The 14,039-nt window shown below is 72.3% G+C and carries 11 protein-coding genes; 2 read left to right on the forward strand and 9 right to left on the reverse strand.

All coding sequences use genetic code 11. From position 1 onward, the window contains the following. Positions 1-255: 255 nt before the first annotated feature. The 7 genes from AB0D01_RS06910 to AB0D01_RS06940 form a co-directional block, all read right to left on the reverse strand. Positions 256-447 (reverse strand): hypothetical protein, encoded by a 192-nt coding sequence (locus AB0D01_RS06910; RefSeq protein WP_363053986.1) that lies wholly within the window; start codon positions 445-447, stop codon positions 256-258. A 112-nt stretch (positions 448-559) separates the two neighbouring features. Beyond that, a complete protein-coding gene (locus tag AB0D01_RS06915) occupies positions 560-1,300 on the reverse strand; it encodes a VOC family protein (RefSeq protein ID WP_363053987.1) in 741 nt (246 codons plus the stop codon). Positions 1,301-1,448: 148 nt separating this feature from the next. Continuing rightward, the gene (gene rsgA / locus AB0D01_RS06920) at positions 1,449-2,471 is read right to left on the reverse strand and encodes a ribosome small subunit-dependent GTPase A (protein WP_363053988.1); all 1,023 of its coding nucleotides are present in this window, start codon (positions 2,469-2,471) and stop codon (positions 1,449-1,451) included. Between the two features lie 100 nt (positions 2,472-2,571). Continuing rightward, the gene (locus AB0D01_RS06925; RefSeq protein WP_363053989.1) at positions 2,572-3,846 is read right to left on the reverse strand and encodes an MFS transporter; all 1,275 of its coding nucleotides are present in this window, start codon (positions 3,844-3,846) and stop codon (positions 2,572-2,574) included. Between the two features lie 7 nt (positions 3,847-3,853). After that, positions 3,854-4,876 (reverse strand): cupin domain-containing protein, encoded by a 1,023-nt coding sequence (locus AB0D01_RS06930; protein WP_363053990.1) that lies wholly within the window; start codon positions 4,874-4,876, stop codon positions 3,854-3,856. Next, positions 4,873-6,099, reverse strand: a complete 1,227-nt coding sequence (locus tag AB0D01_RS06935) for a cupin domain-containing protein (RefSeq protein ID WP_363053991.1) — start codon at positions 6,097-6,099, stop codon at positions 4,873-4,875. Before AB0D01_RS06935 ends, AB0D01_RS06930 begins: the two co-directional genes overlap by 4 nt. Before the next feature lie 375 nt (positions 6,100-6,474). Continuing rightward, the gene (locus tag AB0D01_RS06940) at positions 6,475-7,494 is read right to left on the reverse strand and encodes a LuxR family transcriptional regulator (protein ID WP_363053992.1); all 1,020 of its coding nucleotides are present in this window, start codon (positions 7,492-7,494) and stop codon (positions 6,475-6,477) included. 143 nt (positions 7,495-7,637) lie between these two features. Here AB0D01_RS06940 and AB0D01_RS06945 point away from each other — a divergent pair, with 143 nt between their 5' ends. Continuing rightward, positions 7,638-10,988, forward strand: coding sequence for a BTAD domain-containing putative transcriptional regulator (locus AB0D01_RS06945; RefSeq protein WP_363053993.1), 3,351 nt, complete (start codon positions 7,638-7,640; stop codon positions 10,986-10,988). A 120-nt stretch (positions 10,989-11,108) separates the two neighbouring features. Continuing rightward, positions 11,109-12,368, forward strand: a complete 1,260-nt coding sequence (locus tag AB0D01_RS06950) for a serpin family protein (RefSeq protein ID WP_363053994.1) — start codon at positions 11,109-11,111, stop codon at positions 12,366-12,368. A 121-nt stretch (positions 12,369-12,489) separates the two neighbouring features. On the opposite strand, the gene AB0D01_RS06955 is transcribed toward AB0D01_RS06950, so the two are convergent. Together AB0D01_RS06955 and AB0D01_RS06960 are read right to left on the reverse strand one after the other, a co-directional pair. After that, positions 12,490-13,251, reverse strand: a complete 762-nt coding sequence (locus AB0D01_RS06955; protein WP_363053995.1) for an SDR family oxidoreductase — start codon at positions 13,249-13,251, stop codon at positions 12,490-12,492. Positions 13,252-13,441: 190 nt separating this feature from the next. Further along, on the reverse strand, positions 13,442-13,930 hold the full coding sequence (locus tag AB0D01_RS06960) for a hypothetical protein (protein ID WP_363053996.1): 489 nt from the start codon (positions 13,928-13,930) through the stop codon (positions 13,442-13,444). Positions 13,931-14,039 lie beyond the last annotated feature (109 nt).

Raw genomic sequence — 14,039 nt, forward strand, 5'->3', positions numbered from 1 at the left:
GTGAAGGGCCGTCGGCGACGCCCGGCTGGGGTGTCCCAGCCGGGCGTTCGGCAGCAGCGTCCACCGGCCGGGCGGAACCAACCACCGCGCGGCGCGCGGAACCGGACGACCGCGAGCAACAGCCCGTCGCGGTCAGGGCCAAGGCGTCGACACCCGACCGCGGACCGTATCGCCGATCACCGGGGCCTCTGCCCACCGTTGGGCAGAGGCCCCGACCTCGGGCCGCCGGCCGGTGTGGCCCGGCTGTGTGCGGGGCTACTTGCCCAGTCTCGTGGCGGTGGCCATGCCCGCGTACATGGTGGCCATCTGGGCGTGGAGCATCGCCTCCGCGTGGTCCTCCTGGCTCTTGCGGAGCGTCCAGTTCTCGAAGGCCTCGCCGGCCTTCTTGCTGTGCCGCCACGCCAGGTTGCTGTACTCCGCGGCAATGCTGTCGCTCACATTGCTCATCTGACCCCCTTGTTGATCGAACCGCGTCCGTGCCGGGCCAGCATAGGGACGGGGTAATGATCATGAAAGGCGGCCGCAGGACGCACCGCGCTGCACGGCGTGATGCCCGGCGTCAGGACCGGGCGAGGACGCAGAACGCGTGACCCTCCGGGTCGGTGAGGCAGGTCCACGGGACGTCGCCCTGGCCGGCGTCGAGGTCGGCGGCGCCGAGGGCCCGCAGCCGGGCGACCTCCGCCGCCTTGTCGTCACCGGGGTCCGGCACCAGGTCGAGATGGACGCGGTCCGGCACGGTCTTGACATCGGGAGAGCGGAGGAACTCGAGATACGGGCCGACCCCCTTGGCCGAGCGCCACACCGCATGGTCGTCCGTCACCTCGTGCAGGGTCCAGTCCACCGCCTCGTCCCAGAACCCGGCCATGGCCCGCGGATCCGTGCAGTCGACCACCACCCGGGCGATCGGCCCGGTGTCGCGGTACCTCTCCCGAGGCTCCAGCACGCAGAACTCGTTGCCCTCCGGGTCGGCGAGGACCGTCCACGGCACCTCGCCCTGGCCCACGTCGGTGGGCGTCGCACCGAGACCCAAAAGGCGCGCGACCAGCTCCGCTTGATGGGCGGCGGAGGTGGTGGCGAGATCGACGTGCACACGGTTCTTGGTCGCCGTCTTGGGCTCGGGGACGGCGATGACGTCGATGCATACGCCGACCGGGTCCAGCCAGTCGAAGCCGACGGGCTTGGCGGCGGTCGCGCCCGACCCCTCGCCGGAAACACTCCAGCCCAGCGCCTCCGCCCAGAACCGGCCGACCGCCGAGTCATCAAGAGCCTTTATGTTCACCAGGACAGGTCGCAGTGTCATGCCGGCGATCCTATGCACCCGCTCCGCACGTCACAGCCGTGAAAACAAGCGCCGGGTCGACTCGTGGAGCCCATGCACGCGGTGTTCTCGCGCCGCGTCCTGAACCGGCTCCACGCAACGACGGCCGCCACCGGCCGCACTGTCACGGTCAGTGGTGCCCGCCGCGACGGGGGGTGCGGCGTGCCTGTTTGCTGACGGCCTTCCACTGGCGGCGGACGTCGGCCATCTCCGCCGGATCCTCACGACGGCGGTGGTAGGCGATCTCCGCCTGGAGCTTGCGCCAGGTGGCGAGGCGGTCGGCGTCCAAGGCTCCGGTGCGGGCGGCCTCTTCGACCGCGCAGTCGCCGTCGCCGTCGTGGCCGCAGTCGCCGTACCGGCAGTGGACGGCCAGGGCGGCGATGTCGGTGAAGACGTCGTCGACCGATGCCTGCGCCGCCGCCACGTCCAGGGAGCGGATACCGGGGATGTCCAGAAGCACCCCGCCGCCGGCCAACAGGTGGAGGCGGCGTGTGGTGGTGGTGTGGCGGCCACCCGCGCGGCCGGGGGCGGCCACCGCCTCGGAGGTGCCTTCCAGGGCGTTGAGCAGGGAGGTCTTGCCCGCGCCGGAAGGACCCAGCATGACGGCGGTGGTGCCGTGGGTGAGGTGGCCGCGCAGGAAGTCGAGTCCGTCGCCGGTGAGGACGCTGACGGGGACCACGGGGACACCGGGGCTGAGGTGCTCGGCCGTGGCCGTGCCCTCGGCACCGCCGTCGTCGGTGGTGTCGCTCTTGGTGAGGACGAGGACGGGGTGGGCGCCGCTGTCCCAGGCCATCACGCTCAGGCGTTCGACCATGGTGGTGTTCAGCCCGCCCTCCAGCGGGACGACGATCATGACTGTTTCGACGTTCGCCGCGAGGACCTGGCGTCCGTGGCCGGAGTTCTGACCCCGGCCGAGTGTGGTGGTGCGGGGGGCGACGGCGTGGATGCGGCCGTCGTGGCCGAGTCGGACCCAGTCACCGGCGACGGGGGTGACGTGCAGGGAGGGTGCCGAGCCGACCGTGTGCGCGGTGAGGCTGCCGTCGTCGCGGGGCTGGAGGACCTCGCAGACGGTGCCGTGGTTGACGACTGCTCGTGCCCATCCGTGGCCGTCGGGTGCCCGGCCGAGCCGCGTTACGGTGGGAATGCGGGTCATGGGGTGTCCTTGGTGGTGATGAATGCGGTCCGGGTGCGGCGCATGCGGTCGCCCGCGGTGGTCTCGACGAGTTCAGGGGGTGTGACGGATGCGTCGGGGTTCACGCGTTCGCCTTCTTCGTCTGTCCGGCGAGGCGCGCGGCGGGAACGCTCAACAGGACGAGGAGAACGGCGACGACGGCGAAGACGGTGTCGTAGTGGGCGGCGAACACGCCGCCGATGAGCATGCCGACCGGGACGCCGGCGGCGTTGACGAAGTTGTCCACGGAGCCGAGCCGGGAGAGGAACCGTTCGGGTACCTCGCTCTGGTAGGTCGTGTCCCAGATGATGCCGCAGGCCGCGATGGTCAGGGAGGCCAGGGCGAAGGCGGCGCCGATGACCGCGGTGGGCAGTTCATCGCGCAGCGTGAGGGCTGCCATCTGCAGGACGACACCGAGGGTCACGACGACGGACGCCGCCTTCCACGGATGCGGGTTCATCGTCATGACGGCCAGGGAGCCGACGAGGGAACCGGCGGCGAGGCAGGTGGCGAGCACGGACCAGGCTCCCGTGCCGCCGAGGGACTCCACGGCGATGACCGGACCGGCGACGGCGGCCAGACCGATGCTGAGGGATACCACGAACCACAGGGCCATGCCGAAGGAGAACCACGGATAGCGGGCCATGACGGGGAGCGCGGCGCGGAACCGGGTGTCGCCGTCCTCGTCCACCCGGTCCGCGGGGGCGGTGCCGTGCTCCGGTTCCGCGGACGGCTCCGGCCGCCGACGGACGGGGGTGTGCAGACGGGTGAGTCGGATCAGACAGCCGAGGTTGACGGCGAACGAGGCCACGTCCAGCCAGAGCACCCAGGAGAAGCCCACCGTGCTCATGAGGACACCGGCGAGCACGGGTCCGAGGAGGAAGCCCACGTCGGCGAGGAGGGACAGCAGGCTGTTGGCCCAGTGGAGCTTGCCTTCGGGGACCAGCTCGGGGGTCAGACCGATCTGCGCGGGGTTGTAGAGGGCCGTGCCCGCCCCGTACACGGCGGCGGACAGGCACAGGTGCCAGGTCTGCAGCGGCAGCGGACTGACCACTACGACGGCGAGCGCGCCCTGGGCCAGGATCCGCAGCACGTCGGCGCCGATCATCACCTTCACCCGGTCGTATCGGTCGGCGAGCCGGCCGCCGGTGGCGACGAGGAGGAAGCGGATCGCCCACAGGGAGAGCAGCACCGCCGTGAGTCCGCCGGCCGACCCCGATACCTGGTAGGCGGCCAGCGCGAACGCGACGGGGACGGCCGCGTCGCCGAGGCTGGAGACCGCGTGACCCGCGAAGAACGTCGCGAAGCGGCGCTCCCGGAATATCGCGGCCCGGTCCTTGAGGGGGGCGGTGAGCACAGGCGGGTCATCCTTCGCAGATCAGGAAGTCGTTGCGGGCGCCGAAGGCGACCAGCGCACGGAGGTCGGCGGCGGGCACGCCGGCTGCGGCGAGCAGGCTGTCGAAAGTGAAGGCGCCACCGCCGCACAGGAGCACGACGGGACGTTCGAGACGGCGATCGAGACGTATGCGCCGGCCCATGGTGGTGACCGTCACGTGCGCGTCGTCCGTGGTGATGTGCGGGGGCCACCGGCCGGCCCAACGGATCCGCGTGCTCGGGCCGACGTCTCCGGTCAGGGCACTGCGCAGGGAGGCCCCGGCACGGCGGTCGGGGCGCAGGGCCGCCGGGCGGCCGGTTTGGGACGCGTCGTCGAGCTCGGCGAGCGGTTCGTATCCGACGGTGAGGTGGATGCTGAGTTCGCCGGTGCCGCTGACGCGGTGCGCCGTGTCGCGCGGCACGGACAGGCACATGCCCGGGGTCAGGACGCGGTCGAGGCTGTCGTCCGCCAGCTCGGTGGAGCGTGCGCCGGTACGAGAGTCGACCTGCCAGCGCTTTCGTCCCAGGAGCTGCAGGATGAGGGTGTGGTGGCCGTCGCTGTGCAGGTCGAAGGCGGAGGAGTCGCCCGCGGTGATGTAGCAGTTGACCCACGCGCGGGCGCACAGGAGGTATTCGAGAGCCTCGCGCAGCAGCGTGACCCGATCGTCGAGTGCTTCGAGGTGGCTGATGACGAGGGTCGCCCCGCGTTCGACGGCGTTGTGCAGGTAGGCGGGCACGAGAGCGGTGTGCAGGATCTCCCCGTCGCCGACCCGCGACCGCATCCACCGGCTCCGGTCGACGGGGCGGCCGGACTCGACGAGCCGGAAGTTGGTCGCGAGCGCGCCCGGTCGGGCCAGCGCGGACCAGACACCGGCCAGCAGGGCTTCACGTGCGGCGTGGTCCCGGTCGGGATCGGTGGGTTCGTGGAGGCGGACCCCGCCGGCCGGCGGCCGCCGGTCTCCCAGGCCCGCGAGCAGCGCGTCGGCGTGCCGGAAGGCGTCGAACGCGGTCATGCGGCGATCACCGCTCCCAAGGTGTACAAGGTGCGGGCGAGTTCGGCTCGGCTGTCCGGGGCGAGCCCGGCGGGCAGGAGCGCCGTCAGCTCAGGGAAGGAGAAGGGGGCGGTGGAAGCGGTCGCCCGCACCAGGGCGTCGAATGCGGCCCGGTCCTCGACGGGGACCGTGACGCTGCGGCCACGGACGACGAGAGTCGTACGACCGGCGTGCGCGGCCACCGCCACGGCACCGGGTCGGGACCACCGCAACGGGCCGTCGGTGACGGCAGCGCCGGAGTCCGGCAGCGCGGCGCGGTGGGGCCGGCCGAGATGGCCGTTCGTACGCAACCGGAGTCGGCCCAGGGCCAGTTCGTGGGCGACGCGCTCGGCGAGAGGCGGGTGGGCGGTGTCCTCGGTCAGCAGGGCGCGGGCGCGGTCGGCGACGGCGGTGGCGGGCGGGTAGGCGGGGAGGGGATCGGCCGGACCCGCCGCGCGCCACAGTGCCTCGGTGATCACGGATCGGGTCCTGGCCGGGTACGGGGTGAGTCCGAGGAAAACGGAGGGGCCGAGGTTGCGGAACACGTGATGGGTGTCCTGCGGAATCAGCAGGAAATCGCCGGGTCGCAGGAGGTAACGGTCGGCGGAGCCGAGATGTTCATCGATATCGAAAGAGATATGGCCGAAGGAAGGGCTCGGGATCGTCCGGGAGGCGTCGAACGGGTTCTCGTGCCAGATCCAGACCTCTTTGGCAGACGGGCCGAGGTGAAATATCAGCGAGGGCTCGTCGTCCTTGTGAATACCGAAAGGAGTCCATCCGGAATGGGCGATGAAGGTGTAAGCATCGGTTCCGGAGAGAAGTTCGTGGACCCCGTCGGTCACGAGTTCCTCGACGATCTCGGAGACCGCGGTGGACAGCCCGAGGTCCCATGCGGAGACGTCGTTGACGGCGACGCACGCCTCGTCGTCGCCGGCGGTACGGGCCAGCCACTCCACCGCGCTCTCGTCGTCCGCGAGGGGCGAATCCACGAAGCGCTTGGTGAGCCGGTAGTCGAAGGCGCCGGGGCGGAAGGCTCGCAGACGCAGGTCACCGGGGGCCCGGCGGGTCGCCGTCCGCAGGCTGCGGTCGATCAGCCGACCCAGCCGCTGCGGGTCGGTCACCAGGCCGGGAAGGAAGACGGGGCGGGAGAAGCCCGGAGCGTGAGCCGCCGCGAACGCCTTCCAGGTCCTCATGTCGATGCTCATTCAGCTCACCACTCGTTCGGGAGGTACGGCCGGCGCGGCCGGCCGTCCGTGAGGACGGCCGACCACGTGACGGTGCGGACTCAGTGGCCGACGTCCCGACGCGGGTGGAACTCGGCCTCGAAGTCGTAGTTGTCGTCTTCGAGGATCTCCATGACGAGGTTCTGCTCGTTCTCCATGATGTGGAGCCTTTCTTTCCGTTGTTCTCTTCCACAGGTTCCGGCGGGAGCGTCGAAACCTTCCGGGGCGGGATGGGACCCGGCTCGCCATGTGGCGTTCCGTTCCATTCCCCGCTCCGTTCTGAAAACAACTCTGACATTCGTTCAAGGGCGTTGTCATCCTTTTGGTTTGACATGAACTTCCCCTGGCACGGTTGTGTCAGATCAGGCCTTGCTGCGCGGCCTGGAGCCCGAGCTGAAATCGACTGCTGACCTTGAACCGCTCCGTAAGGGCGGTGATCATCCGTCGTTCGCTGCGCAGGGAGATGCCGAGCCGGCGCGCCGCCGCCTCGTCGGTCAGCCCTTCGGCCAAGAAGCGCAACAGCGCCCGCTCCTGAGGTGAACAGTCGGCGGGGGCTTCGCCCTCGGACTCCTCCTCGGCCGCCAGGTCCCACAGGTACGTGAAGAGGGCGCGCAGGCCCATGAGGGCGCCCGACTCGGTCAGCGCGACGACTCCGGCGTCGGGAACCTGCGGATCCAGGGGCAGGACGGCGCGCGCTTCATCGACGATCCGCAGGTGCAGGGGCAGGGAGGGCAGGGTGCGCGTCTCGGCGCCCGCCTGCGCCAGGGGCCGCACGGCACTGCGGCGCTGAGCGCCGGCCAGGTGGAGGACGCGCACGCGCACCCCCCGGTCGAGCAGATCGAGGAGGACCGGCACGTCGAGGTCCCAAGGGCCGCGACCGGCCACGGCGGTGGGCGCGAGGACGAGGAGCTCGCCGCTGGCCTGCGCCGACAGGTCGGACTGGACCCGTCGTACGGCCTCGGCGCCGGTGAACCGTTCCACACTCCCCGCGCCGGTACGGCCGTGCGCGACGTAGTCGGCGAGGAGGGCGTCCACGGCGGAACGGCTCGCCTCGATCTCCAGCCGGGTGCGGGCGAGTTCGTTCTGACGGCGCTCCAGAAGCGCGCCGAGGCCCGCCCGGGGCGGCACCAGCAGCGGGGTGCCCGGGTCCGGGCCGTCCGTCTCCGCCGTGCGCAGCAGGGCGAGATCGGCGAGCGAGTCCAGCGCCCGCGTGACGACCGACCTGTCCTGGCCCAGCGCCCGAGCCAGCTGGTCGACGTCCCAGGAAGGCTGCTTCAGCATGAGTCGGTAGACCGTCTCGGTGCCGGAGTCGAGTCCGAGGGCGCCCAGGGGCATGGCGTTCTCGCCGTCATGTGATGCCGGGCGCAGGTGTGTCACCGCGTTTTCCTGGCTCCGCCAGGCTCGGGATGCGTACGTCGTCAAGGCTCAGACTCCGATGTGGTTCCGGCAGGTTGGCGCAGCATGAGGAGACCCCGCTAGCGGATCACTAGGGGCGGGGGCGGCTGACGTAGGCTCCCGTCATGCATGGTCAGCGAGGCGCGTTGTTCGACTTCCGGATACTGGGGCCCCTTGAGGTGCGGTGCGCGGGGGAGGCGGTGGCCGTCACCGCCCCCAAGGAACGTGATCTGCTCGTCCTGCTGCTGCTGAAGGCCGGTCACACCGTGCCGGCGGAGGAGCTGATCGACGGACTCTGGGGAACCACACCGCCGACGACCGCGCGCACGACGCTGCAGAACTACGTCAAGCGGCTGCGTCGAGTCCTCCAACCCCCGACGAACGCCCACCGGGAACTGCTGGAGACCCGGCCGGGAGGCTACCTGCTGCGGCTGGACGGCGAGTTCCTGGACCTCGGCGAGTTCGAGCGGCTCGTCCAGAGCGCCGCCACGGCCGCCGCACGCGGTGACGACGTCACCGTCTCCGCCCGGCTCGACGCGGCGCTGTCCCACTGGCGCGGCGAGGCGCTGGCCGGCAGCCGCTCCGACTACCTCCGCCAGGTGGAGGGGCCCCGCCTCGAAGAAGCCCGGATGGTCGCCTTCGAGCAGCGCGTCGACGCCGACCTGAGGCTGGGGCGGCACGCCGCCGTGATCGCCGAGCTGCACACCCAGACCGCCCGGCAACCACTCCGGGAACGGCTCCAGGTGCAACTCGTACTCGCCCTCTACCGCTCGGGACGGCGCGGCGACGCGCTCGCGGCCGTCCGAAAGGCCCGCGCACACCTCGCTCGGGAACTCGGCCTGGAGCCCGGCCCCGAACTCGCCGCACTCCACACCCGCGTCCTGGCCGACGATCCCGCGCTGATGGAGAACCGACCCGCGGCGGTGCCCCCGCGTAGCGCTCCGTCCGGCCACTCCGACGACCGCGGTGACACCGGGACCGGATCCACCGGCCCCGCGCCGTCCGACCTTCCCCGTCAACTCCCGCCCACCACCATGGTGTTCACCGGGCGCACGGAGGCCCTGCGAAGACTCGACGAGCTGATGCCCGCCGCAGGACCACGGTTGCCGGGAGCGGCCCGCGTCGTCCGGATCACCGGCCAGGGCGGGGTCGGCAAGACGGCTCTCGCAGCCCACTGGGGCCACAGCCGACGCAACCGGTTCCCCGACGGCCAGCTCTACGTCGACCTTCGTGGTCACGGAGGTGGCCGGCCCCTGCGGGCGATCGACGCGCTGAGCGGGTTCCTGGAGGCGCTCGGTGTGGCCCCGCGCGACGTCCCCACGACGGAGGAACGCGCCGCCGCCCGGTTCCGTTCACTGTGCGCCGACCGGCGGCTGCTGGTGATCCTGGACGACGCGCGGTCGGAGGAGCAGGTCAGGCCACTGCTCCCCGGCAGCGCGGACTGCATGGTGATCGTGACCAGTCGACTCGCCCTCTCCGGCCTCGTGGCCCGCGACGGGGCGCTGCCCGTGCCCCTGCCGGTCCTGGAGCCCTCCGAAGCCGAGCGGATGCTCGTCAACATCCTCGGGCCCGCACGGGTTTCGCGGGAGCCCGAAGCGGCCGCCGCGCTGACGGCCGCCTGCGCCCGACTGCCCCTTGCCGTCGGCATCAGCGCCGCCGACCTCGCGCTCCACCCGGACCGGACCCTGGCACAGCAGGTCACGCTCCTGGCCGGGACCGACGCCCTGTCCGCCCTGGAACTGCCCGGCGACAGCCAGAGCGCGGTGCGCACGGTCTTCGCGAGGTCGTACGCCACCCTGGAGGCCGACACCGCCCGCATGTTCCGACTCCTCGGTCTCCTGCCCGGCAAGGACATCACGGCCGGGGCCGCCTCGGCGCTCGACGGTACGCGCCCCGCCCGCGCCCGTGCGTTCCTGGACACCCTCACCCGCTCCCACCTCCTGGAGGAACGGACCGTCGGCCGGTACGCCTTGCACGACCTCCTGCGCGCCTACGCCCGCGAACGGGCCCACGCCGAGGAACCCGACAGCGAGCGCGACGCCGCCCTGCGGCGTCTGTACGACTGGTACCTGGCGAACGTCGACAAGGCCGCCAGGATGATCCAACCCGAGATGGTGCGCCTGCGGACGTACGCGGACGGCGCCGACCTCGCCTTCGACACGCTGGACGACGCCGCCGGCTGGCTCGACGCCGAACGGGCCAACATCGTGGCGATGGTGCAACGGGCCGCCGATGAAGGACCCCTCGAACTCGCGTGGGGCCTGGCCGACGTGTTCCGGCCCTACCTGATGCACTCCGCACACACCGCCGACTGGCTGGCCGTGGGAGAGGCGGGTCTCGCGGCGGCGGAGGCGGACGGGCACGCCTTCGGTCAGGCGGCGACCCACCGGATCCTGTCGAGCGCCCATCTCGTCCTGGGCCGGTACGAGGACAGCACCAGGCACGACCTGGCCGCGGCACGCCTCTACCGGAGCCTGGGGGCCGCTTCCGCCGAGGCCGCGGCCTGCAACAGCCTCGCACTCGCCGCCTGGTACGCGGGCAGGCTGGACGACGCGGTCGCCCACGGAAGCCGCGGTCTCACCCTGGCGAAGAGCTCGAGTGAGGTCGTCCCCGAACTCATCGTCAGCTCCAACCTGGGCGCCATCCTTCACGAGGCGGGCATGCTCCTTGAGGCCGAGGAACTCTACGAGAGCATGATGGGCGGCCGGGCCATGGCCCACGCGCCGACCACCGAGGGTTACATCCTCCGCAACTTCGCCGCCCTCCTGCACGACCGGGGGCAACCGGTGCGGGCCGCCGAACTCCTCGCACGGGCCGAGGAAATCCAGCGCAGGGCCGGTCAGGGACCCAGCAACCTGATTTACACCCTCTTCTGGAAGGCGGTCATGGCACTCCAGTGCGGCGACCGGGCCGGCGCCCTCGCACACTTGGAGGAGGGGTTCTCCCTCGCGGGCGGTGAAGTCAGGGCCGAGGCACACCTGCACACCGCGCGCGGCATGCTTTCCGAACGCACGGGCGGACACGAGGCCGCTCTGCGGAGCTTCGAGCGGGCCAGGGAGCTGGCCCGGCAATGCGCCTCGCGCAAACCCGAGCTGGACGCCCTGACCGGACTCGCGCGTTGCTCCCTCGCGCTGGGGCGGACCGAACAGGCCCGCTCGCTCGCCGAGGAACTGCTGGAGGAGGCCACGACCAACGGCTATCGGCTCTTCCGGGGCTACGCGCTGACGCTCCTGGCCGAGACGGCCTGCCAGGAGGGGAACCACACCGAGGCAGCGCTTCGGGCCACGGAAGCGGTGGAGCTCCAGCTGGCGAACGCCCATCCGAGGGGCCGGGCGGACGCGCTCGTCGCCCTGGCGCACGCACTGCGCGGCGCGGGGGACACCGAGGCCGCGGGTCTTCGCGTACGGGAGGCGGCGGAGCTCTGGTCCGACTTCGCCCCTCAGCGCGTGGAGGAGTTCCTGCGACGAGGCCACTGAGCCGCTCGCGGAACGGACACCGGCGGCCGGCGCGCCGAGCCGCAACCCCCGGAGGCGGATCCCGCCGCCCCGTCGTGTCGGACAATGTTCATGGACATGCCGAGGCGATGGAGGGGCGACATGCGGACGACGACGGCGGCGGGGGCACGGAGCAGGGTCGAGGAGACGGTCGCGGCGGTCAACGCCCTGACCGCGCGGTGGGCGACCGCGGCCACCGAAGGCGCGGACCCCGGGTCCGACGGGGCGAAGCGCGGCACGGTCTTCTCCGCCGCCGGAGTCTGGCCCCTCCTCGCGTTCCTGGCCGACGCCGCGGACGGGCCGACGCGGACCGAACTCGCGGCAGCCGTCGGACTCCCGGCCGACCAGGCGGCCGAAAGGGCGCGGGAGTTCCTCGTCGCGTTGCGGGAACTGCGAGGCGTCGACGCGGCCCTGGGCCTGTGGACCCGCCGGCAGTTGAAGGTGCGTCCGGAGTGGATCGCCGGGCTGCCGCCGCACAGCCACCGCAAGCTGACGGGCTTCCGGGCCGTCGACCGACGTGCGCTCGACGCCTGGGCGGCCGAGCACACGGGCGGGCGGATCGAGAAGATGCCGGTCGACCTGGGCACGGGAAGTCTCCTGGTGCTGGCGAGCGCGCTCGCGTTGGCGACCCGGTGGATCCGCCCCTTCACCGCCGACCACGCCTCCGGTACGGGGGCGTGGGCCGGCCGGGACATGGCCGGGCTGTCGCGCACCACCTCCCTCCTCGACCGGATCGGTGTCGCCGACACCCCCGCCGGCCACGTCACCGACCTGCGCGTCGTGGGCGACCGCGGCATCGACGTCCACCTGCTCCTCGGCGAGCGGGACATGCCGGCGGACCGGGTGCTCGGCGCGGGCGTGGACATCCTCTCCGGCCGGCAGGCCCTCGTACCCGGCGACCGGCTGCCCCACGGCGAGGTCGGGCCCGGGCTCACCGTGGAGGCGGTCCGCAACTTCTATCCCGTACGGCCGAAGCTGCACGTCGCGACGGTGGCCTTCGAGATCGCCGCCGGCCACGACCTCACCGCCCACCCCGACGTGTTCGGTCTGCGCTCGGCCACCGACCGGTCGGAGGGCCACTTCCCCGGCATCAGCGCCCGTCCACTCGCAGGCTTCAGTGCCCGTCAGTCGGCCACGGCGGCCTTCACCGAAGAGGGCTTCGAGGCCGCCGTGGTCACCGCGTTCGAAGTGGGCGAAGGCAGCGCGCGCATGCCGGAGCCGACGTACGTGAACAAGGAGGTCCACGCGTCGTTCCGGCGGCCCTTCGGCTTCCTCGCCGTGCACCGCGTCTCCCGCCTGGTGCTCGCCGCGGGCTGGGTGACGGACCCGCAGCCCTACCGGGAGACGCCCGGCGGCTGGTGAGGCGCGCCGCCGCCGGGATGGCGGTCACCGGGCCGCCGTCGACGGTGCCGCGCCGGTCGCCCGGTCACGAGGACCATGCGGGGACGCGCCCCCGTTCGGCTCCGACAAGGGTTCCGGAACGTCATGCCTGGCGGGTCGGCAGGACGATCGACTGGCGCAGGTTGACGTGCCGGGGACGGCTGACGGTGTAGGCGACGAGGTCGGCGATGTCCTCGGCGGTGAGGGCCGGGATCGCTGTGAACATGCCGCCGAGCTGCTCGCGCAGTTCCGGGTTGTCGATGTGCCCACCGAGTTCGGTGTCGGTCAGGCCCGGCTCGATGGTGCTGATCCGGATGTCGCGCGGCCCCAGCTCGGTGCGCAGTGCGGCGGACAGCTGGGTGAGGGCGGCCTTGGTGGCCCCGTACACGGCGTAGTCGGGAAAGAGGACGTGGGAGGCGATGGAGGAGACGTTGACCAGGTCGGCGGTGCGGCCGTCGGCGGCGGAGGCGGTGAGGTCGGGGACGAAGGCGCGGATGACGCGCAGGGCGCCGGTGAGGTTGGTGTCGATCATGCGGGTCCACTCGTCGAGCCGGCCTTCGGAGAGGGGGTTGGGCAGCATCACGCCGGCGTTGTTGACCACCAGGTCGACCCGGCCGTAGGCATCGTGGACGGCTTCGGCGGCGGCGTCGACGGATGCCTGTTCGGTGACGTCGGCGGTGACGGCGAGGGCCTGGCCTCCGGCTGCGGTGAGTTCGGCGGCCAGAGCGTCCAGCCGGTCGGTGCGCCGGGCCAGCAGGGCAACGCGGGCACCGCCCGTCGCGAGCAGGCGGGCGGTGGCCGCACCGATGCCGCTGGCCGCTCCGGTGACGACGGCGGTGCGGGCGGCGAGGGTGGGGTAGCTCATGGGGTGCTCCTGGGTCTGCTGTGCGGGCCGGTCCCGGTGGGCCGGCCCGGTGCCCCGGCGGTGGCCGGTGCGTCGGGCGGATGCGGACCACTCTGCGCCCGGCCGGGACGGCCAACCAGAGCCTGCCGTTCCCAGGGAACGCCAGTACCCCCCTCGCCAGGGCGGCCGGCCGGTCCGGGCTCGGGGCCGGTCAGCACCAGGCGGATCCGTCGTGGCTGGCCGTCAGCTCGATGCTGTACTCGCTCGGCTTGGACCGCGCCTGGCCCGGGATGTCGTAGGCGTCGGAAAAGCCGAGCGAGAGGTGGAGGGTGAGGGGGCCCTGCCGTCGGGTGAAGCAGTGCGGACCACCGGTGGCCTCACTGAGGTCGGGCTGCCAGCCGTGCGCGGTCGCGGCGGCCCGGTAGTGGGCGATGAGGTCGGCGCGGCTTCCCGGGTGGTCGTAGGTCCGGCCGGCGTAGGCGAAGCCGTCGTCCTCGTCGCACCCGCTGTAGGGCTCACCGACCCGGGTGGAGCCGGGCCGTGCGGCGTCCAGGATCGGATCCTTGCTCAGATCGACCGACAGGGACGCGTCGCGCGCCGAGCAGCCCGTCAGGGCGCCCACCACCGTGCACGCCCCCGCGCAGCAGACCGCCGACACCGCGAGGGTCAGGACTCCGGCGGCGCGCTTGAGTATTCGCATGGCCACGCAGCCTAGTCAGTCCCTGGCCGTGACGGCTCCGTCGATCCGCCGTGGTGCCGCCGCCGCGTGCCCCGGCGCCGGCCCCGTGGATCCACCCGACTCCCGCAGG

It is taken from the genome of Streptomyces sp. NPDC048606, from assembly GCF_040650855.1.
Classification (GTDB): domain Bacteria; phylum Actinomycetota; class Actinomycetes; order Streptomycetales; family Streptomycetaceae; genus Streptomyces.